Source organism: Candidatus Phytoplasma zeae, assembly GCF_001712875.1.
GTDB classification, from domain to species: domain Bacteria; phylum Bacillota_I; class Bacilli_A; order Acholeplasmatales; family Acholeplasmataceae; genus Phytoplasma; species Phytoplasma asteris.
This window is the reverse complement of record NZ_CP015149.1, coordinates 376,304-401,611: the sequence shown is the minus strand read 5'-3', so window position 1 is coordinate 401,611 and position 25,308 is coordinate 376,304. Positions and strand designations below refer to the sequence as shown.

At 30.2% G+C, this 25,308-nt stretch carries 32 protein-coding genes and 2 tRNA genes; all 34 read left to right on the top strand.

All coding sequences use genetic code 11. The features are described 5' to 3' along the window. Positions 1-9: 9 nt before the first annotated feature. The 34 genes from rpsE to proS all read left to right on the top strand — a co-directional run bounded on the left by rpsE (position 10) and on the right by proS (position 25,085). Positions 10-525 carry a 30S ribosomal protein S5 gene (gene rpsE / locus MBSPM3_RS01990; RefSeq protein WP_011160592.1) on the top strand — a complete coding sequence of 172 codons (516 nt, stop codon included), beginning with the start codon at positions 10-12 and terminating at the stop codon, positions 523-525. After that, entirely contained in the window at positions 522-719 is a 198-nt protein-coding gene (rpmD, locus tag MBSPM3_RS01985; protein WP_011160593.1) for a 50S ribosomal protein L30, read from the top strand. Before rpsE ends, rpmD begins: the two co-directional genes overlap by 4 nt. Beyond that, positions 719-1,156: a 50S ribosomal protein L15 gene (gene rplO / locus MBSPM3_RS01980; RefSeq protein ID WP_069028283.1), complete on the top strand. Its 438-nt coding sequence runs from the start codon at positions 719-721 to the stop codon at positions 1,154-1,156. Before rpmD ends, rplO begins: the two co-directional genes overlap by 1 nt. Before the next feature lie 2 nt (positions 1,157-1,158). Next, on the top strand, positions 1,159-2,400 hold the full coding sequence (secY, locus tag MBSPM3_RS01975) for a preprotein translocase subunit SecY (protein ID WP_069028282.1): 1,242 nt from the start codon (positions 1,159-1,161) through the stop codon (positions 2,398-2,400). Between the two features lie 18 nt (positions 2,401-2,418). Further along, complete coding sequence (locus tag MBSPM3_RS01970; RefSeq protein WP_069028281.1) at positions 2,419-3,072, top strand: adenylate kinase; 654 nt, start codon at positions 2,419-2,421, stop codon at positions 3,070-3,072. Next, positions 3,069-3,812: a type I methionyl aminopeptidase gene (gene map / locus MBSPM3_RS01965; RefSeq protein ID WP_069028280.1), complete on the top strand. Its 744-nt coding sequence runs from the start codon at positions 3,069-3,071 to the stop codon at positions 3,810-3,812. The genes MBSPM3_RS01970 and map overlap by 4 nt, the downstream gene beginning before the upstream one ends. Positions 3,813-3,887: 75 nt before the next feature. After that, positions 3,888-4,124 (top strand): translation initiation factor IF-1, encoded by a 237-nt coding sequence (gene infA, locus MBSPM3_RS01960; RefSeq protein ID WP_069028279.1) that lies wholly within the window; start codon positions 3,888-3,890, stop codon positions 4,122-4,124. A 12-nt stretch (positions 4,125-4,136) separates the two neighbouring features. Further along, the gene (rpmJ, locus tag MBSPM3_RS01955; protein WP_011160599.1) at positions 4,137-4,253 is read left to right on the top strand and encodes a 50S ribosomal protein L36; all 117 of its coding nucleotides are present in this window, start codon (positions 4,137-4,139) and stop codon (positions 4,251-4,253) included. Positions 4,254-4,265: 12 nt separating this feature from the next. Continuing rightward, complete coding sequence (gene rpsM, locus MBSPM3_RS01950) at positions 4,266-4,631, top strand: 30S ribosomal protein S13 (RefSeq protein ID WP_011160600.1); 366 nt, start codon at positions 4,266-4,268, stop codon at positions 4,629-4,631. A 41-nt stretch (positions 4,632-4,672) separates the two neighbouring features. Continuing rightward, the gene (gene rpsK, locus MBSPM3_RS01945) at positions 4,673-5,059 is read left to right on the top strand and encodes a 30S ribosomal protein S11 (protein ID WP_011160601.1); all 387 of its coding nucleotides are present in this window, start codon (positions 4,673-4,675) and stop codon (positions 5,057-5,059) included. 30 nt (positions 5,060-5,089) lie between these two features. After that, the gene (locus tag MBSPM3_RS01940; RefSeq protein WP_069028278.1) at positions 5,090-6,082 is read left to right on the top strand and encodes a DNA-directed RNA polymerase subunit alpha; all 993 of its coding nucleotides are present in this window, start codon (positions 5,090-5,092) and stop codon (positions 6,080-6,082) included. A gap of 43 nt (positions 6,083-6,125) precedes the next feature. Further along, the gene (gene rplQ / locus MBSPM3_RS01935; protein WP_011160603.1) at positions 6,126-6,482 is read left to right on the top strand and encodes a 50S ribosomal protein L17; all 357 of its coding nucleotides are present in this window, start codon (positions 6,126-6,128) and stop codon (positions 6,480-6,482) included. Between the two features lie 171 nt (positions 6,483-6,653). Beyond that, entirely contained in the window at positions 6,654-7,385 is a 732-nt protein-coding gene (gene truA, locus MBSPM3_RS01930; protein ID WP_069028277.1) for a tRNA pseudouridine(38-40) synthase TruA, read from the top strand. Between the two features lie 47 nt (positions 7,386-7,432). Beyond that, on the top strand, positions 7,433-8,056 hold the full coding sequence (tmk, locus tag MBSPM3_RS01925) for a dTMP kinase (protein ID WP_069028276.1): 624 nt from the start codon (positions 7,433-7,435) through the stop codon (positions 8,054-8,056). After that, positions 8,053-9,042: a DNA polymerase III subunit delta' gene (locus MBSPM3_RS01920; protein ID WP_069028275.1), complete on the top strand. Its 990-nt coding sequence runs from the start codon at positions 8,053-8,055 to the stop codon at positions 9,040-9,042. The genes tmk and MBSPM3_RS01920 overlap by 4 nt, the downstream gene beginning before the upstream one ends. A 49-nt stretch (positions 9,043-9,091) precedes the next feature. Beyond that, positions 9,092-9,949 (top strand): 16S rRNA (cytidine(1402)-2'-O)-methyltransferase, encoded by an 858-nt coding sequence (rsmI, locus tag MBSPM3_RS01915; RefSeq protein ID WP_069028274.1) that lies wholly within the window; start codon positions 9,092-9,094, stop codon positions 9,947-9,949. 84 nt (positions 9,950-10,033) lie between these two features. Next, on the top strand, positions 10,034-11,596 hold the full coding sequence (metG, locus tag MBSPM3_RS01910) for a methionine--tRNA ligase (RefSeq protein WP_069028273.1): 1,563 nt from the start codon (positions 10,034-10,036) through the stop codon (positions 11,594-11,596). A gap of 352 nt (positions 11,597-11,948) precedes the next feature. Further along, complete coding sequence (locus MBSPM3_RS01905; RefSeq protein WP_069028272.1) at positions 11,949-12,902, top strand: AAA family ATPase; 954 nt, start codon at positions 11,949-11,951, stop codon at positions 12,900-12,902. A gap of 15 nt (positions 12,903-12,917) precedes the next feature. After that, the gene (locus MBSPM3_RS01900; RefSeq protein ID WP_069028271.1) at positions 12,918-13,178 is read left to right on the top strand and encodes a hypothetical protein; all 261 of its coding nucleotides are present in this window, start codon (positions 12,918-12,920) and stop codon (positions 13,176-13,178) included. Between the two features lie 247 nt (positions 13,179-13,425). Then, positions 13,426-13,851 carry a hypothetical protein gene (locus MBSPM3_RS01895; protein WP_232308826.1) on the top strand — a complete coding sequence of 142 codons (426 nt, stop codon included), beginning with the start codon at positions 13,426-13,428 and terminating at the stop codon, positions 13,849-13,851. A gap of 56 nt (positions 13,852-13,907) precedes the next feature. Continuing rightward, positions 13,908-14,225 carry a thioredoxin family protein gene (locus tag MBSPM3_RS01890; RefSeq protein WP_069028269.1) on the top strand — a complete coding sequence of 106 codons (318 nt, stop codon included), beginning with the start codon at positions 13,908-13,910 and terminating at the stop codon, positions 14,223-14,225. 33 nt (positions 14,226-14,258) lie between these two features. After that, complete coding sequence (truB, locus tag MBSPM3_RS01885) at positions 14,259-15,110, top strand: tRNA pseudouridine(55) synthase TruB (RefSeq protein WP_069028268.1); 852 nt, start codon at positions 14,259-14,261, stop codon at positions 15,108-15,110. A 118-nt stretch (positions 15,111-15,228) separates the two neighbouring features. Beyond that, complete coding sequence (locus MBSPM3_RS01880; RefSeq protein WP_069028267.1) at positions 15,229-15,966, top strand: pseudouridine synthase; 738 nt, start codon at positions 15,229-15,231, stop codon at positions 15,964-15,966. A 45-nt stretch (positions 15,967-16,011) separates the two neighbouring features. Beyond that, positions 16,012-16,677 (top strand): (d)CMP kinase, encoded by a 666-nt coding sequence (cmk, locus tag MBSPM3_RS01875; RefSeq protein ID WP_069028444.1) that lies wholly within the window; start codon positions 16,012-16,014, stop codon positions 16,675-16,677. Continuing rightward, the gene (der, locus tag MBSPM3_RS01870) at positions 16,678-18,114 is read left to right on the top strand and encodes a ribosome biogenesis GTPase Der (protein ID WP_069028266.1); all 1,437 of its coding nucleotides are present in this window, start codon (positions 16,678-16,680) and stop codon (positions 18,112-18,114) included. A 212-nt stretch (positions 18,115-18,326) separates the two neighbouring features. Beyond that, on the top strand, positions 18,327-19,316 hold the full coding sequence (locus tag MBSPM3_RS01865; RefSeq protein ID WP_069028443.1) for an NAD(P)H-dependent glycerol-3-phosphate dehydrogenase: 990 nt from the start codon (positions 18,327-18,329) through the stop codon (positions 19,314-19,316). 176 nt (positions 19,317-19,492) lie between these two features. Beyond that, positions 19,493-19,777: an HU family DNA-binding protein gene (locus tag MBSPM3_RS01860; protein ID WP_011160617.1), complete on the top strand. Its 285-nt coding sequence runs from the start codon at positions 19,493-19,495 to the stop codon at positions 19,775-19,777. Positions 19,778-19,885: 108 nt separating this feature from the next. After that, positions 19,886-20,104, top strand: coding sequence for a hypothetical protein (locus tag MBSPM3_RS01855; protein WP_198143618.1), 219 nt, complete (start codon positions 19,886-19,888; stop codon positions 20,102-20,104). A gap of 92 nt (positions 20,105-20,196) precedes the next feature. Beyond that, the gene (locus MBSPM3_RS01850; RefSeq protein WP_069028265.1) at positions 20,197-21,165 is read left to right on the top strand and encodes a hypothetical protein; all 969 of its coding nucleotides are present in this window, start codon (positions 20,197-20,199) and stop codon (positions 21,163-21,165) included. A gap of 83 nt (positions 21,166-21,248) precedes the next feature. Next, a complete protein-coding gene (gene rpmG / locus MBSPM3_RS01845) occupies positions 21,249-21,398 on the top strand; it encodes a 50S ribosomal protein L33 (protein WP_011160619.1) in 150 nt (49 codons plus the stop codon). Positions 21,399-21,660: 262 nt separating this feature from the next. Then, positions 21,661-22,923: an aminopeptidase P family protein gene (locus tag MBSPM3_RS01840; protein ID WP_069028264.1), complete on the top strand. Its 1,263-nt coding sequence runs from the start codon at positions 21,661-21,663 to the stop codon at positions 22,921-22,923. 36 nt (positions 22,924-22,959) lie between these two features. Next, positions 22,960-23,033, top strand: a tRNA-Cys gene (locus MBSPM3_RS01835). Positions 23,034-23,187: 154 nt separating this feature from the next. Next, positions 23,188-23,279: transfer RNA gene (locus MBSPM3_RS01830), tRNA-Ser, on the top strand. A gap of 381 nt (positions 23,280-23,660) precedes the next feature. Beyond that, a complete protein-coding gene (proS, locus tag MBSPM3_RS01825) occupies positions 23,661-25,085 on the top strand; it encodes a proline--tRNA ligase (protein ID WP_069028263.1) in 1,425 nt (474 codons plus the stop codon). Positions 25,086-25,308 lie beyond the last annotated feature (223 nt).

Below are 25,308 nucleotides of genomic sequence, written 5' to 3'. Positions count from 1 at the left end.
AAAAGCAAAATGAAAGCAATAAAGAAAGAATTTAACAAAAAAGCCCCTCTTTTAGAAGAAAAAGTTGTTAAAATCAATCGTATTACTAAAGTAGTTAAAGGTGGTGCTCGTTTTCGTTTTTCTGCTTTGGTAGTTGTTGGCGATAAAAAAGGGCAAATTGGTTTCGCCACCGCTAAAGCTAAAGAAATTGTAGAAGCTATTAAAAAAGCTTTAGAAAAAGCCAAAAAACAATTAGTTCGCATTCCTATTACAGGAACTACTATTCCTCATGACACTATTGGACGTTTTGGAGCGTCTAAGTTTTTTCTAAAACCAGCTTCCAAAGGAACTGGAATTGTTGCTGGAGGAAAAGCTGCTAGAACTATTTTAGAATTAGTAGGCATTAATGATGTTCTTACTAAAACTTTTGGTTCACGCACCTCTATTAACGTAATAAGAGCAGTAATGGATGGATTACAAAGTTTACGTACTAAAGAAGAAGTAGCTAAATTAAGAGGCATCACTTTAGCGAAAAAAGAACAATGAAATTAAAAATTACTCTTACCAAAAGCCTTATTGCTTGTCGTGTTAATCAAATTAAAACCGCTCACTGTTTAGGTTTGAAAAAAATTAACAATCAAGTTATTAAAGATGACACTCCAGCCATCCATGGAATGATTAAAACCATCAGTCATCTTGTTGTAGTTGAAAAAGTTTCTGATACAAAGGAGCAAAAATAATGTTACACACACTAAAACCGGTCACTAATGCTCGTAAATCCACTAAACGTTTAGGACGTGGACCTGGTAGTGGTACTGGTAAAACTTCTGGTAAAGGACACAAAGGACAATTAGCACGTTCAGGAAAAACTTTGCGTCCCGGCTTTGAAGGCGGACAAATCCCTTTTTTTCAAAGAATTCCTAAAAGAGGATTTCACAACTTTGCCCAAAAAAGATACGCCCTTCTTAACCTTAAAACTCTAGAAACCTTTCCTCAAGATACCGTTGTCACTCCTCAATTATTGTTGGAAAAAAAAATAATTAAAGACCAATTATGTGGTATTAAAGTTTTGGCGCAAGGAACTCTCACTAAAAAATTAGTCGTAAAAGCTTCAAAATTCTCCAAACAAGCTCAAGCAGCCATTTTAGCAGTTGGTGGAAATATAGAGGTAATTTAAAGATGAAACGTCAATTAAAATTAGTTTTAGGCAATCGTAAATTAATGTTTCAAATCTTTTTTACCTTATTTATTATTTCTATTGTTTGTTTAGGAACTTCTTGGCCTCTTCCTTTTATTAATACTAAATCCCTTGATTTGTCCAAACTTTTTGGGGTTTTTTCCATAAATGCTGGTACTCTTTTTGGATTGGGAATCACTCCTTACATCACTGCTTCCATTGTAGTGCAATTTTTGCAAAAACTTCTTCCTATTTGTCGCGAATGGAAAGACCAAGGACAAATGGGCAAACGCAAACTTAATCTTTTAACACGTAGTCTTGCCTTATTGTTTGCTTTTGGGCAATCTTTTGCTTTTTTGAACAGTTATTCAAAACTTTTTGTCACATCAATAAGTACAAGCCAACTGTTTTTGTTAGCTTTAATTGCTACTGCAGGAGTTGCTATTTTAATTTGGTTTGCTGACCTTATCAATTCCAAAGGTATTGGAAACGGGACTTCTATTTTAATTGTTGTTTCGATGAGCCACAGCCTAATTAATCTATTTGTAAATCTGAACGAATCATATTTATCTCAAAAAAATTTTTTAACTTTAAAAACTTTTAATTTTGCATGTATTGTTCTTTTACTTCTCTTATTTTTAATTTTTACTGTAGTTGTGCAAATAACATCTTTAAAAATACCTATCAATTATGCGCGCAATCAAGTGCAAGGAAAAAGCTACATTCCATTAAAAATTAATAGTGCGGGAGTTATGCCAGTTATTTTGGCATCTGCTTTATTGCAACCTTTCCAGATGTTATCAGGAGTTATTGGGAATACAAAATTTACAGAAGTAGTAGATTTTTTTTCCAAAACTAACTTTCCTGAAAACCAAATTAACTTTTTTGCCATAGGCTTTTTAGTCTTGTTAGTAATTGTTTTTTCTTTCTTTTCTGCTTTTATGAATGTCAATCCTGAAGATATTTCAGAACATTTATCCAAACAAGATGCCTATATTGCAGGTTTAAGACCAGGTGAACAAACTACTCGTTATTTAGCTAATACCTTATTTAAAATCACCGTTTTAGGAACTGTTTTTATTGCTGCTCTTGTTGTAACACCTATTCTTATGGAACATTTTTTAGGTTTGAAAGATATGAAATTAGGAGGAACCAGTTTGCTTATTATTGTTAGTGTAGCCCTTGAAACTATCCAACGCATCAAAGCTACTGCCAACAAAAAAGAATATCAAAAATTATTTTAATTAAGCAAAAAAGACAATATGATACTAATATTATTAGGACCGCCCGGAATTGGTAAAGGGACTCAAGCTTCTGTTTTATCAGATATTTTAAAAATTAACCACATTGCAACAGGCGATATTTTTCGTAAAAATTTTAAAGAAAATACTGAATTAGGCATTTTAAGTAAAAAATTTATTGCTCAAGGACTTTTAGTTCCTGACGACATTACTAACCAAATGATAGCTGATTACTTGTCTAAGGACATCGCTACTAAAGATTTTTTATTAGACGGTTTTCCCCGCAATGTTTTGCAAGCTCGTTTTTTGGATGATTTTTTCAAAAACTCTCGTTTATTTTTAACTAAAGTCATCTATTTTAACGCTGGTACCCAAGATTTAATGAAAAGAATTGTAGGACGCAGAATTTGTCCCGAATGTGGTAAGGTTTATCACATCGAAAACATTCCTCCCAAAACCCCAGGTATTTGTGACAAAGACCAAAAAACCTTAATTCAAAGAGAAGATGACAAACCAGAAACCTTCCTTAAACGCCTCAAAGTGTTTAATCAAGAAACATTGCCATTAGTGCAATATTATCGCGAACAAAATCAACTTTTTGAAGTAGATGGTATGCAAAACATCGACCAAGTTACTAAAATTATTTTAGAAGTTTTAGAAACAGATCGCAAATGATTTCCATCAAAACTCCTCATGAAATTGCTATCATGAAACAAGCAGGAAAAATCATTAACGAAGCCCACAGATTGCTTGCTTCCTTTGTTATTCCAGGAATGTCAACTTTTGATCTAGATTTATTAGCTAAGAATTTTTATCAAAAAAAAAGTGTTATTTCTGCTTTTAAAGGTTACAACGGATTTCCCAAACATATTTGTGCCTCAGTTAATGAAGTGGTAGTTCACGGCATTCCTTCCAAAAAAACCATCCTTAAACAAGGTGATATCATTACCTTAGATTTAGGAATTAACTATCAAGGTTATTATGTTGATTGTGCTTATTCTTATGCTGTAGGAACTGTTTGCCAAACTACTCACAACTTGCTTGCACTTACTCAAAAAGCCTTATTTCAAGGTCTTTTGCAAATTAAACCCCAAAATCATTTTTCTGACATTTCTCATGAAATTGAACTTTTTGCCAAAAACAATAATTTAGGCATCGTAGAAGAATTTACCGGACATGGTATTGGTACATCTTTGCACGAAGAACCCTATATTCCTAATTTTGGCAAACCCCACGAAGGCGCAATCCTACAACCAGGAATGACTTTTTGTGTAGAACCCATGCTTACTTTAGGGAATCCCGAAATTGCTATTTTGCAAGATAATTGGACTGTAGTTACCACAGACAAAAGCCTAAGTGCTCATTTTGAACACACAGTTTTAGTAACTCCTACAGGATACGAAATACTTGCATAATATGTTTTTCATTTTACCAAATTACATCACAACCACTCCCAAACCCAGAAATCAAAATTAAAGGAATTACTTTGAATGTCAAAAAACAATTTAAACGAAACTGAATCCAAAATTGAAATCGAAGCTAAAGTTGTTGAATTATTATCAAATGATAAATTTAAAGTAGAGCTTCCAAATAAAAAAACGATTATCGCTTATGTTTCTGGTAAAATACGTATCAACAACATACGCATTTTACCTGGTGATAAAGTAAGAATTGAATTATCACCATACGACACTACACAAGCACGAATCACTTATCGTTTTAAGTAAGGAGAAAAGATTATGAAAGTTAGAGCTTCAGTTAAAAAACGCAGTGAAGATGATATCATTGTTCGTCGTAAAGGACGCATTTATGTTATCAATAAAAAAAATCGTAGACACAATCAAAGACAAGGATAAAAGGAGATATTTATGGCGCGAATTGCAGGAATAGATATTCCAAGCGACAAAAGAGTAGTAATTGCACTAACTTATATTTATGGTTTAGGCAATAAATTATCTCATAAAATTTTAAACGAGTTAAACATTGACCAAAATATTAGAGTTAAAAATTTAACCGAACAACAATTATCAGCTTTACGTAGTGAAATTACTAAATACAACGTAGAAGGCGACCTAAGACGTGAAGTTACTTTAAATATTAAGCGTTTAATGGAAATTGGAGCTTACAGAGGGCTACGCCACCGTAAAGGATTGCCTGTAAGAGGACAAAAAACCAGAAACAATGCTCACACTGTTAAAGGTAAACCTAAAGCAATTGCTGGTAAGAAAAAATAATAAAATTAACTAAATAATAAAAATAATAAAGGAGAAAGGCATTGGCAAGAAAAAAAACTACCAAACGCAAAGTTAAAAAAAATGTTCCTTTAGGAATTGCACATATTCATACCACTTTTAACAACACTATCGTTACTATCACTGATCTTAACGGTAATGCTGTTACTTGGAGTAGTGCAGGTGCTTTGGGTTTTAAAGGAAGTCGTAAATCAACTCCCTTTGCAGCACAATTAGCCGCTGAAGCAGTTGCCAAAGCAGCGATGGAACACGGAATGGTTAAAGTAGAAACTTTCATTACAGGACCAGGTCCCGGAAGAGAAGCAGCTATCCGTTCTTTGCAAGCAGCAGGATTAGAAATTACTGCTATTAAAGATGTTACTGCAGTACCACATAATGGTTGTCGACCGCCAAAACCTCCTAGAGGATAATAATCTTGTTCGACATTTCAAGGAGTAATTATGAAAAATATTAAATTTATTAAACCTTTTTTTGTTGAAGAAATTGATGAAAATCCCATTTCTGGGAAATTCACCATTAAACCTTTAGAAAGAGGATACGGCATTACTGTAGGAAACGCTCTAAGAAGAGTTTTGTTATCTTCTTTGCCTGGTACTGCTATTGTAAATGTTAAAATTCAAGGAGTAGAACAAGAATTTACCACTATTCCTGGCGTTTATGAAGATGTCATGACAATTATTTTAAATTTAAAAAAAATTGTTTTTGCCGTAGACGACGAATCAGATGATTTTGAAGAAAAACTAGAACTAATTGCCAAAGGACCACAACACCTAACCGCTTCTTCTTTCGAACTGCCTGCAGGAGTTAAAATCATCAACCCCGATCATTACATTACCACCCTTTCTGATGATGTTTGCTTTCATATGACAGTTACCATTAAAAAAGGCATTGGTTATGTTGGCGCCAAAGACAACAAAGTTCACGGCGAAAATCAAGTAGGCGTTATTGCAATTGATTCTTTATTTACTCCTGTTGTCAATGTTTCTTATCAAGTAGAAAAAAAATTAGGCAACAAAGACGAATTAACTATTGAAATTACCACTAACGGCGCTCTTTTAGCTAAAGAAGCTTTAGCAACTGCAGCTAGCATTTTAGTAGATCATTTTAATGTTTTAGTAGAATTAAGCCAAAAACCTGCTCATGTAGAATTTGTTTCTGAATCTAAAAAAGAAGCTCACAATTACGTACTAGATTTAGAAATTGAACAACTAGATTTATCTGTAAGGCTTTTTAACAGTCTTAAAAGAGCAGGGATTGACACAGTTGCTGCTTTAGTAAAATTAAGTGAAAAAGAAGTTGTCAAACTTAAAAGCTTAGGACGAAAATCTTTCCAAGAATTAAAAGATAAATTTTTAGAATACGGTTTAGAATTCAATGATTATCTTAAAGAAGCTTTGCATCACAGCGTTGAAGAAGACAAAGACAAACATTAAAACTAAAAAACACATTAGAAAATAGAAAGGACAGATAAATTTTATGCCTTTTAGCAAATTAGGACGCAATAAATCTCAAAGAAGAGCTTTGTTAAGAACTTTAATGACTGATTTAATTGTGCAAGAAAAAATTATGATAACTGAATCCAAAGCTAAAGAATTACAAAAATTAGCTGATAAAATGGTTACTTTATCTAAAAAAAATACTTTGCATACTAGACGCCAAGCCAAAAGACATCTTTTTGATGAAAAAATCAACGATGACACTACAGTTTTGCAAAAACTATTTAAAGATATCTCCTCTAAATATCTTGATCGTCAAGGTGGATATACTAGAGTTATTAAAACTGTTCCTCGTCGTGGTGATGGTGCTCCAATGGCAATTATTGCTTTTGTTTAATAACAATTAACCGAGCATTTTTAGGTTCTTGCTCAAAAAACTTAAATTATCAAAACCTTCTTATCTTAAGGATTAAGGAGGTTTTTTTAATATTAACCCCTTTTTTCTTCACTCCTTATTTCCCATTTTAAATTCTTAATAAATATTTTGTAGTTACACAAGGAGGCATTTTTGCAACACTTTTTTTATAAATTAATTTTAAGCTATGATGGCACTTGTTATTATGGATATCAAAAACAACCTCAAAAAATAACCGTGCAACAAACTTTTGAAAAAGCTTTAAAAAAAATGACCCATCAAAACATCCCTACTTTTGCAGCTAGTAGAACCGATAAAGGAGTCCATTCCCAAGGGCAAACCCTCCATTTCCAAACCACTTTTTTTCTAAAACCCACACATTTCCAAAAAACTCTTAATTACTTTTTGCCTCCTGATATTAGAGTTAGACAAATGAACTTTGCCACTCCTAATTTTCATGCTCGTTATTCAGCGAAATCAAAAATTTATCAATATGTTTTTTCCAAAAAACCTCTCAACGCTTTTAACCATCATTTTCAAATTTTTGCTGACAAACTTGATTTTGATAAAATCACCAAAGCCCTAAAATTTATTGAAGGCACCCATAATTTTTTTGCTTTTACTAGTGAGACCCAACCTAAAAATTTTTCTAAAACCATTTTTCAAGCCTTTCTCAAAGAAACTTTACACAAATATATTTTAGTTTTTCATGGAAACGGTTTTTTAAAATATATGATTCGTTTTTTGGTAGGAATTTTAATTGAAATTGGTAAAAATAAATTTTCTTTGGAACAATTTCAAGCGATGTTATTAGGCAACACAACTAAAAAAGCCACCCTTTTGGCTCCTGCTAAAGCCTTAGTTTTAAAAAAAATTTTTTATTGATTTTGTGACAATAAATAAAAATACACAAAAAGGAGAATTTATACTAAATGTTTATTTCTTTTGAAGGTTGTGAAGGCACCGGAAAAACCACCCATTCACGTTATTTATTTGAAAAATTAAGTAAAAAATATTCGTGTGTTTTAACCAAAGAACCTGGTGGCGGTTTATTTAATGAAGTAATTAGAAATATTTTGTTGCATTCTTCTAACAAACAAATAGATTTCCACACTGAGGCTTTGTTATTTGCAGCAGATAGATCAGAACATTTAAGCAAATTAATTATTCCTGCTTTACAACAAAACAAAATAGTTATTTGTGATCGTTATTTAGATTCGACTATAGCTTATCAAGTTTATGCTCGTGGTTTAAGTCAAGATTTTGTTTTAAATATTAATAATTTTGCTCTAAATTACATGCCTAACATTACTTTTTATCTAGATTTAGACCCTAAAATAGGCATTCAAAGAGTCAAACAATTTAGACCTAAAGAAATTAATTCGTTTGATTTGCAAAAACTGTCTTTTCATAAAAAAGTACGCAAAGGCTACCTTGACCTTTGTCAAAAAGACCAACAAAAAAGAATTTTTTTAATTGATGCAAGCAAGCCCTTGGAAAACATTTATAACATCATTGAAAAAAAACTCAAAGAAGTCTTTCAAATAGAATTATGAACAAAACCCAATCTTTGTTAGCCAAATTTAACCAAATTATCCAAAATAATAAACTCGCTCATCTTTATTTAGTTGTTGGCTCCACTCTTTCCCAACAAAAATTATTTGTTTTAGAACTTGCCTATCGTATTTTCAAACCTCATGACCCTCATCTTTTGACAAAAGATACCTTACTTAATTCGCAATACCCCAATTTTTATTATTTAACCAAACAAAACCATCTTTTTACCAAAGAACAAATTTTGCAATTTCAAAAAAACTTTTTGCAAACTTCTTTATTCGGAACCCAAAGAATTTATGTAATTGAAGAAATAGAAAAAATAACTACCCAAACTTCCAACAGTTTATTGCATTTTTTTGAAAATCCTTCCAACAACAATACTATAGGTTTTTTATTAACAAATAATTTAGAACAAGTTTTACCAACCATAGTTTCTCGTTGTCAAATTATTAATATCTCTGATACTGTGGATGCAAAATCAAAAAATTTAGACTCTAAAACCAAATCCCAAATAGATGCTTTTGATTTTTCCTTAAGTAATTTAATAAATAAAAATTCCGATCAAATAGATTTATTTATTGCCAGCGATTATTATCAAAATTTTAAACAATTTTTTTTGGATTTTCTTATTCAATTCCCAAAAACAATTTCATTAAAATTAGCAGTTTTTGCCTCTCCTCTGCTTGCAAAACTTATCTCTTATCCTCATTTTTTAAATGATTTTTTATCAGTGTTATTACGTTTTTTTTCTGATATTTTATATGAAAAAACACCTAACTCCAAAACACCCATTTATTTTTCCAAAACACAAATTTTAACAAATCCAGAATATCAAAAATACTATCAAACCCTACCCCTTCCAACCACTTTTAATATTTTAAAAATTATTCACCAAATTTACAAAAAAAAATATATATTATCTAATCAAGAAAATCTTTTCATGGCTTTTTTAATTCAATTAGAAGCCCAAAGACTTTCATTTTAAATCTTTAAAAATTTGCACACACCCAAACCCAACAAATAAGGTAAAAAATATGTTATTTCAACAACAAAGTTTTTGCAACGCCAAACCTACTTTATATTTGGTAGCAACTCCCATAGGCAATTTAGAAGACATCACCTTAAGAGCACTTGCCACTTTAAAAGAAGTTTTTTTAATTTTAGCAGAAGATACTAGAAGAGCCAAAAAACTTTTACACACTTATCAAATCCAAACACCTTTACTTTCTTATTATGAACACAATCAAACAAGAAGGCTACCTCAAATTTTAGAACTTTTATCACAAGGAAAAAATATTGCCTTAATTAGTGATGCAGGCACTCCTCTTATTAGCGATCCTGGGTTTTCTTTGGTTTGTGAAGTGCAAAAACATGGTTTTAATGTGGTAGCGATTCCAGGAGTATCTGCTTTTTTAACTGCTTTTATGACTTCTGCCATCCCCTCACCTTTTATCTTTTTGGCTTTTTTACCCCGTTTGTCTCAAGCTTTGGAAAAATATTTACTCCAATATAAAAACGCCTCAGAAAGCCTTGTTATTTACGAATCTCCTCATAGAATTAAAAAGACTTTACTTTTAATACATAAATTATATGGTAATAGAAAAATTTCTTTAGCGCGCGAATTGACTAAAAAATTCGAAACCATTATCAATGGCAATCTTGACTCTATTTTAGAATTTGATTTAATTAATAAGGGCGAATATGTCATTGTTGTTGCAGGCAACCCCAACCCCAACGAACATTTGCTTGCTCTAAGCATAAACGATCACGTTCTTTTTTACCTTAAATTAGGCTTTAACGAAAAAGAGGCTTTTAGCAAAGTTGCTCAAGAAAGAAACATTACCAAAAAAGAAATTTATCACCAATACAAAATCAAAAACCCCCAATCTTGATTTGATTTCCCAAACCACATGCAGATTTTTCCCAACAAACCACAATTAAAAAATATTTTTGTCACCATTTATTTAAGGAGTTTTATGAAAACAACCCCCAACCAAAAACCTAAATTTTTTCTTTCCACAGCAATTGCCTATGCTTCTGGCATTCCGCACATTGGAAACGTTTACGAATCTATTTTAGCTGATGCCATTGCTCGTTTCAAACGCCTAGAAGGATTTGATGTTTTGTTTCAAACAGGAACCGATGAACACGGACAAAAAATTGCTGCCAAAGCTTTGCAACAAGGCAAAAATCCCCAAGAATACGTAGACCAAATATCTTTGGAAATTAAAAGAATTTATGATTTAATGCAAGTAAGTTACGATAAATTTGTAAAAACTACCAATCCCCACCACAAACAAACAGTTCAAGCCATCTTTTACAAGTTATGGCAACAAGGAGATATTTATTTAGGAAAATATCAAGGGCTTTATTCAGTTGCTGAAGAATCTTATGTGTCTGCCAAAGATTTAATTGATGGAAAAACTTTTAATGGTGAAACTCCTATTTTAATCAGCGAAGAAACTTATTTTTTTAAGCTTTCCAAATATCAAGCCCAGTTATTGCAATATTTAGAAAACAATCCCTCCTTAATTAAACCTGATGCCCAAAGAAAAGAGCTGTTAAATTTATTAAAAGAACCATTAGCAGATTTGTCTGTTTCTAGAACTTCTTTCAAGTGGGGCATTCCCGTTCCTTTTGACCCCAAACACGTTATTTATGTTTGGATTGATGCTCTAAGCAATTATCTAACCGGACTAGACTACAATCCTACATCCAAAAATAGTCAGTTTAATCGATATTGGCCCTGTGATATGCATGTTATTGGTAAAGATATTTTAAGGTTTCACCTTATCTACTGGCCTATTTTATTGATGGCACTTGAAATTTCACTACCCAAACAGTTTTTAACCCATCCATGGATTTTGTTTGATAAAAATAAAATGTCTAAATCTAAAGGTAACGTTTTGTACGTTGATGATTTATTAAAATATTTTCCGATGGATTCCATTCGTTATTTTGTTCTATCAGAAATTCCTTATGCTCAAGATGGTAATATCACTTATGAATTGTTAGTAGAAAGGCACAATAGTGACCTAGCTAATGTTTTGGGAAATTTAGTTCATAGAGTTTTTGGGATGGTAAAAAGTTATCGCCAAAATAATTTATCCAAAACTTTAATTACAACTAATTTAGATCCCAAATTTGATTTATCCAAACAAGCTTTAGCAACTCTTCCTTTGGTTCGTCTCAAAATGCAAGATTGTAAAGTAGGAGATGCCTTGAAAGAAATTATGAATTTGGCTCGTTTTGCTAATAAATACATTGATTTTGTAGAACCTTGGAATTTATTTAAAAATCCTGAAAAACAACAACTATTAGACCACACACTATATTCTTTGGTAGAAACTTTAAGGTTTTTAGGAGTTTTATTGCAACCTTTTTTACCTCAAACTGCTCATAAAATTTTAACTCAACTCAAAAACTCCGATATTACTTTTGAAAGTTTAGATACTTTCGGGCTTCTTTCAAGTCAAAAATTAGATAATTATCATATTTTATTTAATCGTTTGGAAATTGATGAAGTTTTACCTAGATAATTAAATTATTAACACACAATAATTTTATTTATTTTAATGAGTTTGCACTTTTTTAAAACTTCTTTATATTATTACATTTATATGTTCACATTTAAAATAATGAATTCATAATTAATTTTAATTTCTCGAAGAATGGGTATGGCTCCAATGATTATAATTTTAAAAAAGAACTTTTTGCGATGTTGCCTGATCCTTTTTATAATATCTTTTTGGAATTATTTTCTTTTTGCAAATTTAATGGTAAAAGGGGCAATACCCAAAAAAACTAATCCAGAAAAAGAATCCGAACAACCACAATCACACGGATTTTGAGCCAATCTAAAGTGAAACTAAATTTAATGATGTGGCAGGGATGGAAGAAGAAAAACAACTTCTCCAACGTTTTATTGATTTTTTAAAAGAACTTAAAAAATATCATGAAGCAGGAGCCAAAATTCCTAAAGGAATTTTGTTTTATGGACCTCCAGGAACAGGAAAAACCTTACTTGCAAAAGCTCTTGCAGGCGAATCAGACGCATCCTTTTATGCTTTTAGTGGTACTGATTTTTTGCAAAGAATTCATGGTGATGGTGCTAAAAAAGTAAGAGATTTGTTTGAAAAAACAAAAACCCATAAAACAAGCATTATTTTTATTGATGAAATTGATTCTTTTGGTATTGCTAGAAACGATAGCCAAAAAGAAAAAGAAATAACTACAGAATTATTAAATCAAATGGATGGGATTAAATCCAAAGATAATGAAAATAATTTCATTGTGATAGCTGCTACTAACAGAGTAGAATCTCTAGATTCTGCCTTGCTTCGTCCAGGACGTTTTGTTTATGTAGTTAATGTTTTGCTCCCTGACCTTAAAGCAAGAAAAACTATTTTAAAATTATGTTCTAAAGGCAAACAAATAGCTGATGAGGATATTAATTTAGAACAATTATCCCAAGAAACCCAAGGATTAAGTGGTGATCAACTCAAAGCCATTTTAAATGAGGCTTCAATGCTTCAAGCAGAAAAAAACAAAGAACAAGAATTGCAAAAAATTTCTTCTGAAACAATTATTCAAGCTAAAGAAAACGTTTTATTAGGGATAACAAATTCTTCCAAAACATATAATCACAAAGAAAAAGAAATTGTTGCTACTCATGCAGCTGCTAAAATAATTATCAGCCAAGTCAAAAACACTCATTTTTTAAGTTCGGTTTCTTTAATTCCACGCTCTTCGGATAAAATATTGACTTTATTTGCTAAAGAACAGACCCCTAATATTTTATTAAAAGAAATTTTAATCCAAGAAATTACCGTTCTTTTAGCATGAAAAGTTGCTGAAGAAGTGATTTGCGAAAAAACTATTGATAAAGCTTGTTCTGATTTTGTTGAGGCTTTCCACAAATCCCAAGAACTAACACGTTTTTTTGGTTATAATTCGATATCAGTTAAAGATAAAGAAGATTTACAAAGAGATATTTTAAAAAAATGTTTTTCTTATGCCAAAGCTTTAGTGAAATTAAATGAACCTTTAATTAAAGAATTGTCTCAAAAATTACAAGAACAAAATATCACTCCAATGCCACAAATTAAAGAATTTTTATAAAAAAAACAAATAAAAGATATGAAAGAAATTAAAATTCAACCATTCCAACCTGCAAAAGGTTTTAATAAAACTACTATTTGGCATTTTATTTTCACTTTGCTTTTTTGTCCTTTTTCTTTTATTATCAACAATTTTAATTTTTAAAACCATTTATTGGTTGTTTGCTATTCCTAAAAATTATTTTATTTTCAAGAAAAAAATTATCACCCCTTTTTTAATTGTGGTAAGTTTGATGTTTTCTATTTTGTTGTTTTCTTTTGATTGCTATCATCATTTGCCTTTTATAAATGCCACTTCCAACATTACTGTTTCTGATTTATTGAATAAAATTGATAATTATAAAACCAAAAAAATTACTTATGTTGCTAAAAATAGTTGGCTGGAAGGTTTTTATTACCATATCAAATTAATTGATAAAAACGGAGTCCCTTTTTATTGCAAACTAAAACCTATTTCTCAAAACATTTTGGAACAAAAAATAGCTTCTCTTAAATACAAATATTTTATTTTCCAAGAAGAAAAATATTTTGATTGGGTAAACTTATTAATTAAAATAATCCTTTCTTTGTCTTCATTTGTTTTTTTGCTTTATGGTTGCCTTAACATTAAATGGATTAGAAAACAATTTTCAAATGAACAAATTTCCAAAAAATTAACATTTTTTAAATTATAATAAATTTTGTATGCCAAATCCCAAACCCCAAAAAAACAAAAGGAGTTTTAAATATAATGAGTAATTTAATGAATTATCAAGGACAAGATTTTAAAACCATAACTGCCACACAACAATTGGTAGTTGTTGATTTTTTTGCTACATGGTGTCCTCCATGTCAAAGATTATTGCCTGTTTTGGATGAAGTTTGCCTTTTAGAAAAAGACATTCTTTTTTACAAAGTAGACGTTGATTTTTTTAGACAATTAGCATTAGAAAAAGGCGTTTCTGGTTTCCCCACCCTTATTTTATACAAAGATAAAAAAGAATTAGCAAGACATAGTGGGTTTCTAAATAAAGAAGACTTGCTTAAATTTTTACATTCTTATAAATAATTTTACCACAAACCGAAAGCAAAATCAAACGTTATGAACGGATTTTTTTTAGTCAACAAACCAGAAAAGATGACATCACATGATGTAGTTTTTCAAATTAAAAAAAAATTTCATTTTGACAAAGTAGGACACACAGGAACTCTTGATCCTTTAGCCTCAGGACTTTTAATTATTTGTGTGGGTAAAGCCACTAAACTGGCTTTTTTGTTCGATAAACTACCAAAAACTTATCAAGGAACCTTTCTTTTTAATAAACATTATGATACTTTGGATGTGACAGGTAAATTGTTGGATACCAAAAACACCCCTTTAACTGATTGTACCATCCAAAAAAGTTTTGCATCTTTTCATCAAAAAAAGTATTTGCAAATACCTCCTATGTTTTCAGCAGTTAAAATTAAAGGAAAAAAAATGTATCGTTTAGCACGCAAAAATCAAGTTGTAGATATTCCTCCAAGAGAAGTTTTTATTCATCATTTTGAAAAAACATCTTTGCTTTGTCGCGACCAAGTAGATTTTTTGGCACATGTTTCCAAAGGAACTTATATTAGAAGTCTTGCGCGCGATCTAGCTTTGCAATTAAATACTTATGGTGCTCTTCTTCGTTTGCAAAGAACTGCAATTGGCACGCATTTATTACAAAACGCTAAAAATATTGAAAATTTAGAACTCAATGATTTGATTTTGGATAGTACCTTTTTTGCTGCTTACGATGAACTTATTTTAAATGATTATTTAATTAAGTTAGTAAAAAACGGCACTCATTTAGACCAAAGACAAATAACTACTAAAAAACCTTTTATAGTTAAAGATAGTAATAAAAATTTTGTTGCTTATTATGATACCTTGGATGAAAATAAATACTATCCGCGTTATTTTTTTTAATTTGCAATATTTTTAATTATTAACTATTAAAAAAACAAAAGACATTTTTGAACAATATTTTAATAATAAGTTTTTAAACATCAAACCACACAATCAAGTAAGGAAGGATTGGAAAATAATGCAAAGATTACAAAAAGTTTTGGCTTATGCAAATGTGGCATCTAGAAGAAAAGCAGAAATTTTAATTTTGAAAAAACGCATTAAAGTTAATGGCAAAATTATTTCTGAATTAGGAACCAAAGTATCTTCCAGCGACATTATAACTTTGGATGACAAACCGATCACCAAAACCACTTATTCTTATTTTTTGCTCAACAAGCCCAATGGATTTCTTTCCACTGCCAAAGACAATAAAAAACGCCCTACTGTTTTGGATTTAATCGAAGAAGCAAGCATACAAAGATTATATCCGATAGGACGCCTTGATTTTAATACTACAGGACTACTTTTAATTACTAATGACGGCGATCTTACTCAAAAATTAACCCATCCTTCCTTTTGTATTCCTAAAGAATATCATGTTAAAATTAATGTTTGTTTGCAAAAAAAAGACCTTGCCACATTCCGCAAAGGAATTATCATTGATAAAAATTATTTGGCTGTTTGTAAAGAAATTGATATTTTGAAAGGTTCTTATACACCCAAACCTTCTACTTGGTTAAAGCTAGTAATAACTGAAGGAAAAAACAGGCAAGTTCGTAAAATGATGCAAGCTTTAGGCTATCAAGTTTTAAAGCTAAAACGTTATCGTTATTCTTTTTTAACTATTGAAAATCTCACAATAGGTGCTTATCGCCCTTTAAAAATTCATGAAATTAAAAAATTAAAAACCTTAACTACTCAAATACCGCATTAATTTAGTAAATTTAAGATCACTATAAGGAGTTAGTTATATATGCATATGAAAAGTTTTAAAATCGCCATTGATGGTCCGGCAGGTTCTGGCAAAAGCACTATTAGTAAAAAGTTGTCCCAAAAATTAGGTTGGAATCACATCGATACTGGAGCAATGTTTCGGGCACTAACTTTATATTTGTTAGAAAATGAAGTTTCATGGAATCATGAAAAAAGTCTTAATCAAGCTTTAGATAAAATCAATCTTTCTTATTCTTGTAATAAAATTTTTCTTAATCAAGAAGATGTTTCTTTAAAAATTAAGTCTTTGGACGTCGAAAAACATGTCTCTTCAGTAGCTTTAATTCCTGCTGTAAGAACTAAATTATTGAAATTGCAAAAAGAAATTTGTGCCAATACTCCTAATTTAATTATGGATGGAAGAGATATTGGAACAGTTGTAATGCCAGATGCTAATTTAAAAATTTTTCTTACTGCCAACATTACTAAAAGAGCTTTGAGAAAACAACAAGAAGATGCCCAAAAAGGAAAAATCACAGACATTGCTCAAATTATGAAACAACTCAAGGAACGCGATCATAAAGATTATCATCGCCAACTTGCTCCCTTATCTAAAGCTTTAGATGCCATTTTACTAGATACTACCGAATTATCAATTGATGAAGTAATTGCCAAAATTATTGCCTTAATTGATAAAAAAAGGAGAACTTAAATGTCTTTTAAAATTGCTATTGTGGGTCGTCCTAATGTTGGCAAATCAAGTTTGTTTAACCGCATTATTGGGAAAAGACACGCTATTACTCATCAAAAAGCAGGCATTACTCGGGACCGCATTTATGCTACTGCCGAGTGGCTTACTAAAACATTTGGAGTTATTGATACGGGCGGTATCGAAATTCAATCAACTCCTTTTTTGGAACAAATTAAATTACAAGCTCAACTTGCAGTTGATGAAGCTGATGTAATTGTTTTTGTAGTTGATGGACAAACAGGACTTACTCAAAATGACATTTATTTAGCTAAACTTTTGTATAAAACTAAAAAACCAGTTCTTTTGGCAGTTAATAAAATTGACAACCACAATTTATTATCTAACGCTTATGAATTTTATGCTCTGGGATTTGATACTCCTTTTGCAATTAGTACTCAACATGGTATAGGTATAGGTGATTTGTTAGATAAAATTGTTTTTCTTATGCGCGATGCTGCTTTGCTTTCTGATTCTTCATTTTTAGAAGACCTTCCAATAGATACACCTTTGCAAACCCCCCCTTCCGAATTTAATTATGAAATCCCACAAAAACAACTGTTAGAACCAGAACAAAACCAAAACCAAGAAAAAGACAACAACATTATTAAATTTTGTGTTGTGGGACGCCCAAACGTTGGCAAATCAACCCTTACTAATTCTCTTTTAGCATCCCAAAGAATGATTGTCTCTGATATGGCAGGAACTACCACCGATGCTGTTGATACTTTTTTTGAAAATGATGGGCAAAAATACCAAATTATTGACACTGCAGGTATTAAAAAAAGAGGTAAAATTTATGAACAAGAAGATAAATACAGCGTTTTGCGTGCTTTAGGTGCTTTGGAAAAAGCAGATATTGCTTGTTTAGTTTTAGATGCTAAAGAAGGTATTTTAGAACAAGATAAAAATATTGCAGGGTTTATTTTAGAACATCATAAAGCTTGCATTATTATTGTCAATAAATGGGATTTGTTAGAAAAAGATACCAATACCCTAAAGAACTTTGAGCAAAAAATTCGTCAAGAGTTTGTTTTTTTATCTTATGCGCCTGTTATTTTCTTATCAGCTTTGAAAAAAAGTCGTCTTACTCAAATTTTTGCTATTTTAAAACGAGTTTTTAACAATTATAAAAGTCAGTTTAGCACTAGTCTTTTAAACGATATTTTACAAGAAGCAACTCTTATAACTCCTCCCACTTTCTTTAATCAAAAAAAAGCTAAGTTTCAATATATTTTTCAAACTAAAACCAAAGCTCCTGAATTTCTTTGTTTTGTTAATGACCCTAAACATATTCATTTTTCTTATGAAAGATTTTTAAAAAATCAATTTAGAAAAAGCCTTGATTTAGAAGGAACACCCCTCAAAATTATTTTTCATAAAAAAAAGTCTAATTTTTAAAACTATTTTGAATCCCCCTTTTTCTCCTTCCCCTTCTTTTTTCATTTTGTTTGCAAGTATTTTATTATTTGTTCTTATTTTATGATTTAATTATAGTGGTTGAAAAAAATTCAACCTTATTTTTAATTATCAAAAAAACTTTTGTCATTTTTGCTGTAACTTTTTTCATGACCGTTTTTGCTATTTTGATTACAAGAAAGAAGCTATATTTTATGAAAATTACTATTATTGGCAGTGGTGCTTGGGGTTCTACTTTGGCACAAGTTTTAACTGATAACAACAATCAAGTTTTACTCTATGACACTAACCTTTCTTATGTGGAAAAAATAAATCAAGGGAAACATCCCATTTTTAATGATCCACTAGTAAATGTCAAAGCAGTTTCTTGCCTTAAACAAGCTCTTGATTATTCTGATTTGATAGTTTTGGCAGTTCCTATAAAATCTATGCGTCATCTTCTCAAACAATTTGCCCTTATGTTAAATACTCCCAAATCGTTTGTCAATGTTTCTAAAGGTATTGAACCTTTAACTTTTTTGCGTGTTTCTGAAATTGTCAAACAAGTTATTCCTGCTCCTCTTTTAGCTAATTTTGCTTCCTTAATGGGTCCATCGCATGCTGAAGAAGTTATTTTACGCAAATTAACTCTGTTAACTGCAGCTTCTTCCAATCCCGCTTTTGCCTTGGAAATTCAAAAATTATTTTCTTGCCCTAATTATTTGAAAGTATATACTTCTTCTGATTTGGTAGGAAATGAAATTTGCAGTGCTTTTAAAAATGTTTTAGCCCTTATTAATGGTATTTTAGTAGCTAAGAACTTTGGAATTAATTCTCAAGCAGCTTTGATGAGTCGTGGTATTTTAGAAATGTCGCGGTTAGTTACTTTTTATCAAGGAAATCCCCAAACCGTTTTAGGACTTCCAGGATTAGGTGATTTAATTGTGACTGCTTTTAGCAAATACTCCAGAAATTTTAATGCTGGTGCTAAAATTGCTGCAGGCATTACTTACCAACAAATTATTGACTCTTCTTTGCAAACCATCGAAGGATTCCAAACTCTTAATGCTTTTTATCAATTGCAATTAAAACATAATTTAGATCTGCCCATTATTAAAGCCTCTTATCAATTAATTTTTGAATCCAAACCCTTTTACACTGTTTTTGAAACTTTAATGCAAAGACCTTTCAAAAGTGAATTCTAAATTATTTTTTTGACCCACCCACCATTTTTTAATCCATTTTGCAAACACCCCCGCAGTCAATTAAGAATAAAATGCAAATAATTACCAATAATTTCAAATAATTGTTGGTTTTCGCTTGTAAATTATTTTTTTGATGTTATAATAAGTACGTAAATAAAAAGAAAAGGAGGCAAAAAATGAACAAATTAGAATTTTTAAGAAAATTAGCTGAAAAAAATGGCGTTAGTCAAAAAGAAGCTGATAAATTTCTTAATAACTTTATTGAAGTTATTTCTCAAAGTCTTCAAGAATTCAAAGAAGATGAAAAAGTTACTTTAACAGGTTTTGGCACCTTTGAAGTAAAACACAGAAGTGCTCGCGAAGGAAAAAATCCAAGAACTGGTAAAACTATTGACATTCCAGCTAAAAAGGTTCCTACTTTCAAATTCAGCAAAAGTTTTAAAGATCTTTTCGTTGCTTAAAATCTTTACTATTAAGTTTTTTAATATTTTACAATAAAAAAACAAACTAACTAGTTTGTTTTTTTATTTACACTTTTTGATAAAGTGAACCCATAAGGAAGTAGGTTAGTGCTTTTGCAACCCACAGCTAAAAATTATTTAATAGGAACTTGCGCCAAAGTTCAAAACGAACCCCAAATAGCAGTTATTACTCGCATTGATTATCAAAGAGGTTTTATTTACTTGTTATTTAAAAGAATGAGAGAAGAAAAATATCCTTTTCCCCAAGCCTTAGAACAAAACATTATTCAACCTATTGTTTCTAAAAATAAATCTCATCAGCAATAATTTATCATTAATCAAATTTATAACTTATCTTCATTATCCATTATTTTAATTGCATTTGTAAATATTTAAATGTTAAACCAAAAAGGAACGATATGAAAAGAAAATTAAGATTTAAAAAAATTGTTTTAAGAAATTATTTTAAAAAGTCCAATGTTGTTTTTCTTTTTTTAATGTTGTCTATTTGTACTTTAATGCTTGTTTTTTTTCATGATTTTAAAGAATGTGTTAACAAAGGACAAATTTATTGGCAATATAAGTACAAAGCCCCTACTTTTATGCCTGAAATTGATTTTGACACCACAGGAAAAGAAGACAACATTTTAGATTACGAAGAAGGTTATTATCCTGGGCACCACACTTTTATCAAAACAGTTTGGTATTTTACCCATCAAAGTAATTTATTTGTATTAATTGTTTATGCTTTATTTTTTACCAAAGTAAGACAAAAAAATTGGTATCATTATGTAGTTTTTGCATGTTTAGTTAGCATTTTGATGACAGCTTTAATTTTTCACACTTTAATTGATAAAGGTAGACATTTTTACGAACCTAAATTTAGTCTTTCTTTTTTTATTTCTCATCTCCAACACACTTTAGCTCCTTTATGTTATCTATATTTTTATTTTAAAGTCAATTCTTATGCTATTCCTTATAAAAAAATATGGATAGCTTTTATTCATCCCTTGCTTTATATGACCTTTTTTAGTTTATTTGGCTTTTTATCTATGCAAGATTATTTTCAAGATCTGCAAAAAGACAAACCAATTATAACTTCAGAAAAACAAGCAGCTAAAAGAGATCCTTTTAAAATGTTTCCTTATGTTTTTTTTTCTCCTTTTAAACAAAAATTAAATAATCCTGCAAATGCCCAAAAGTTAGAAGATAAGGAAAATCGCCATCATAAACGTTATCGTTTTGTTTATTCATGTTATGACTTTGTTTGTTTGGTCTTTTCTTGCCTTTTTGTCTTTACAGTTTCTATGACTTATACTCTTTTATGGATTAAAAAACGTTTACTTAATAAAAAAACTACTCCTCATTATACAAAAACTAAAAAATAATAATTTTAAAAACTCTTTATTATTTATTAAAAAAATTTGATATAATAGTACTATATTGCTTAATTAGTTAGGAGAAAATTAACATGCGTGATTTAGTAAAATTAGTTTGTACAGAGTGCAAAAGAGAAAATTATCATACTGATAAAAATAAAAAAAAGACCCCAGGACGTTTAGAATTAAAAAAATACTGTCCTTTTTCTAGAACTCACACTCTACATAGAGAAAAAAAATAAAAAACAAAACAAATATTTAATATTTAGAAAAGTAAAACCTTTAGCCAAACAAATTTTTTCAATATTTTTCCAAGAAATTCGCAAAACAAAAGTTTAAATTACTTCCCAAAATCAAATTTTTTCAAATCAAAAGTTAAATTATTTTGCCAAGTTTTTTGCCTACTTTTTTATTCCAATTTTTTAATATTAAACATTTTTCCGTTTGCTTTATGAACTTATATTTTTTTCATTTCTATCTTAAAAAAAGGAAAATCGTGTTTTTATGTTTTTGCACAATAGAAATAATTTCATCCAAAAAATGAAACCAAACACCGCTGCTCTTTTTTATTCTGGAAAAGCAATTACTAAGAGTGGCGATCAAACTTTTCCTTTTGAAGTTGATCATAATTTTTATTATTTGACAGGAATTAACCAACCAAACACTATTTTATTGTTGGTAAAAACACCTAATTTATCTCATACTTTTTTATTTTTAGAAGAAAATAACCCTAGTAAAGCCTTGTGGGATGGAGATATTTTGAGTTTTTCTGATGCTTATTTAATATCTCAAATTAATTTATCAAACCTCAAAAACATATTAACTTTTGAAACTTTTTTATTTCAGATGATAAATCCTTTGAGAGGTTCTTTTGTGGATTCTTTAGAAGGTTTTTATTTTGACCTATCCAAGCAAACCTTAGACCAAAAAGCAAGTTGGGCTTTAGAATATTGTCAAAAAATGGCTTCTTTATATCCTTTTTTGCAAGTTTATAATAGCTCTTCTTTTTTATTTTCTTTGCGTCAAACAAAAAGCGTTTACGAACAAACCCAAATCCAAAAAGCTCTAGATATCAATCATCAAGCCCTTAATTATTTATTAAAAAACTTAAAACCTGGAATGTATGAATATCAAATAGCTGCTCTTTTTCATTATTTTTTGGAAAATAACCAAACTCAAAAATCCTTTGAAACCATTGCTGCTTCAGGAAAAAATGCCTTAATTTTGCATTATAACAAACCTAACTGCCAATTAAAACCCAACGACCTTTTATTATTTGATGCTGGCGTTACTTATAATCATTATTCCTCTGATATTACTCGTTGTTATCCTGTAAGCGGACAATTTAGTTCTTTGCAAAAAGATATTTATAATTTAGTTCTTAAAGCTAACAAAGAAATCATTGCTTGGGTAAAACCGCATCACACCTTTACGCAATTAAACCAATATGGCAAAGATATTTTATTGCAAGGATTAAAAGAAATGTCTTTACTTAAAGAAGGCGAAACAATCCATCAATATTGCTATCACGGATTAGGACATCACTTAGGATTAGATATTCATGATGTTTGCAATTATACAGGTGTTATTGGAACAAACAGCGTAATTACTGTTGAACCAGGTCTATATTTAAAAGATTTAGGGATTGGAGTAAGAATTGAAGACAACCTTTTAATCACTCAAGAAGGGGTTGTTAATTTATCCAAACACATCCCTAAAGAAGTCAAAGACATTGAAGCTTTAATGAAACCATTTGTCACTCATTAATTTAATTATAAAAAAACTCGCATTAAAGCGATGTTTGGCCCTGTAGCCAAGTGGTAAGGCATGGCTCTGCAAAAGCTTGATCAACGGTTCAAATCCGTTCAGGGCCTCCATTTATTTTATTTTTTTAATCCACTTTTGGGATATTTTTTTAACACATCTCAATTACTATTTTTTTCATCCCCTCTTTTTTTATTTTTATTTTTTATATTTGCTTACATTCACTTATTTATTTTTTTATTTTGCAAATCTATACAATATAATTTAGGAGTAGTACTCAAGTGGCTATAAGAGGCGTCCCTGCTAAGGACGTAGTCCGAGAAATCGGTGCAAGGGTTCGAATCCCTTCTGCTCCGCCATTTTGAATTTATTTTTTATCCTTTATTTTTTAATAAATATCTGGTATTTTTTTAATCAATAAAAAAACTTTTATCCCCCGCTTTTTTTTATTATGGATTACCAAATTATCATCTCAACTGCAATTATTTCTTGTCATTTCCAAACTATAACAACATTATTATAAATCGAAATAAAAGAATTGTTAGATTCTTTAAAAAATAAATATTTTCAAAAAACCTTCATTTACAAGTCATCATTATGCTTTTAAATATTTATTTTTTATTATTTTTTCATGTTATAATATTTTTGATTATAGTTTGTTCTTTCTCTGAAACCAACACAAATAACACATTAATTAAAATATTTATAATATATTATAACTAAACAAAGGTAATGCAAAAATGAAAACAATGAAACGAGTTAAAACAGTTACTACTCGCTCATCTGATTTTGGAAAATGGTATACAGATGTTTGTCTTAAAGCTGAATTAATAGCTTATTCTGAGGCAAAAGGTTTTATTATCTATCTTCCTTATGGTTATGCTTTGTGGGAAAATATTCAAAAACATCTTAATTGTACTTTACAAAAAACAGGTCATAAAAATGTTTATTTTCCGTTAGTTTTTCCAGAAAAACTATTTCACAAAGAAAAAAATCATATTCAAGGATTTTCTCCAGAAGCAGCAATGATAACAACTACAGGCAAAAAAAACTTATCCGAAAAACTAGTAATTCGACCTACTTCAGAAATTTTATTTTCGCAATATTATTCTAAAACAATCACTTCTTATCGTGATTTACCTAAGTTATATAATCAATGGTGCAATGTGGTTCGCTGGGAAAAAACGACTAAACCTTTTTTAAGAGGTAAAGAGTTTTTGTGGCAAGAAGGACACACTGTGCATGCTACCGAACAAGAAGCGATGCAGCAAACTTTATCCATCCTTGATATTTATCAAAAGTTAGGCAGAAACCTTTTAGCCCTTCCTTTTGTATGTGGCAAAAAAACCGAAACAGAAAAATTTGCTGGAGCCCTCATCACTTATTCTATCGAAGCGTTAATGCATGACGGACAAGCTCTTCAAGCAGGAACTTCTCATTACTTAGGTACTAATTTTGCTAAATCGTTTCAAATCCAATTTCAAGATTGTGACCATCAAAAAAAATATGTTCATCAAACATCTTGGGGCGTTTCTACACGTTTAATTGGAGCTTTAATTATGGTTCACAGCGATGATGAAGGACTAGTTTTACCGCCTTATGTTTCTCCTATGCAAATTGTAATCATTCCTTTGCAACCTCAAGATGATGCAGTAAAACAAACATCCGAAAACCTCTTTTCCATCCTTCAAAAAAACTATCGCGTTCATCTCGATCTACAAGAAAAAACTGCTGGTTGGAAATTTAGTCAATATGAACTTAAAGGTGTTCCTTTGCGTATAGAAATTGGCAAACGTGGTTTAGAAAATGATGAAGTTACTATTTTTCAAAGATATAACTTCGCCAAACAAAATATCAAAACCAAAGATTTGCCATCTCAAATCCCGCAATTATTTGAAACCATCCACAATAACATGTATCAAAAAGCACTGCAACATTTAGAACAAAATCGCAAACAAGCTACCACTTATGAAGAATTTAAAACTTATCTCAAACAAGGTGGTTATGTAGCAATGAGTATTTCAGGAACTGATGCCGAATTGCAAATTAAACAAGAAACAGGAGCTACTGCCAGAGTTATTTTAGAAACTAATTTAATTACTGCTAACTGCCCTGTTACTAACAAAAAAGCCCTTCAAAATGTCTTATTTGCTAGAGCTTATTGAAATTATTTTAAAAATGATTTGTTATAAAAGCCAACCAAAAAGTTTCAACACATTTAATACTAAATCATTTCTCCAAATATTTTCTTTCTTTTTATAAACATTTTATTTTTTACATTTTTACCCCTACAACCACTATTTTTTAATTATTCAAAACTTTTAGGCTTGACATTTCATACTAAAAAAGCTATAATTTAAGAAAGTGTGTTAAATAGAAAAGAGGTTT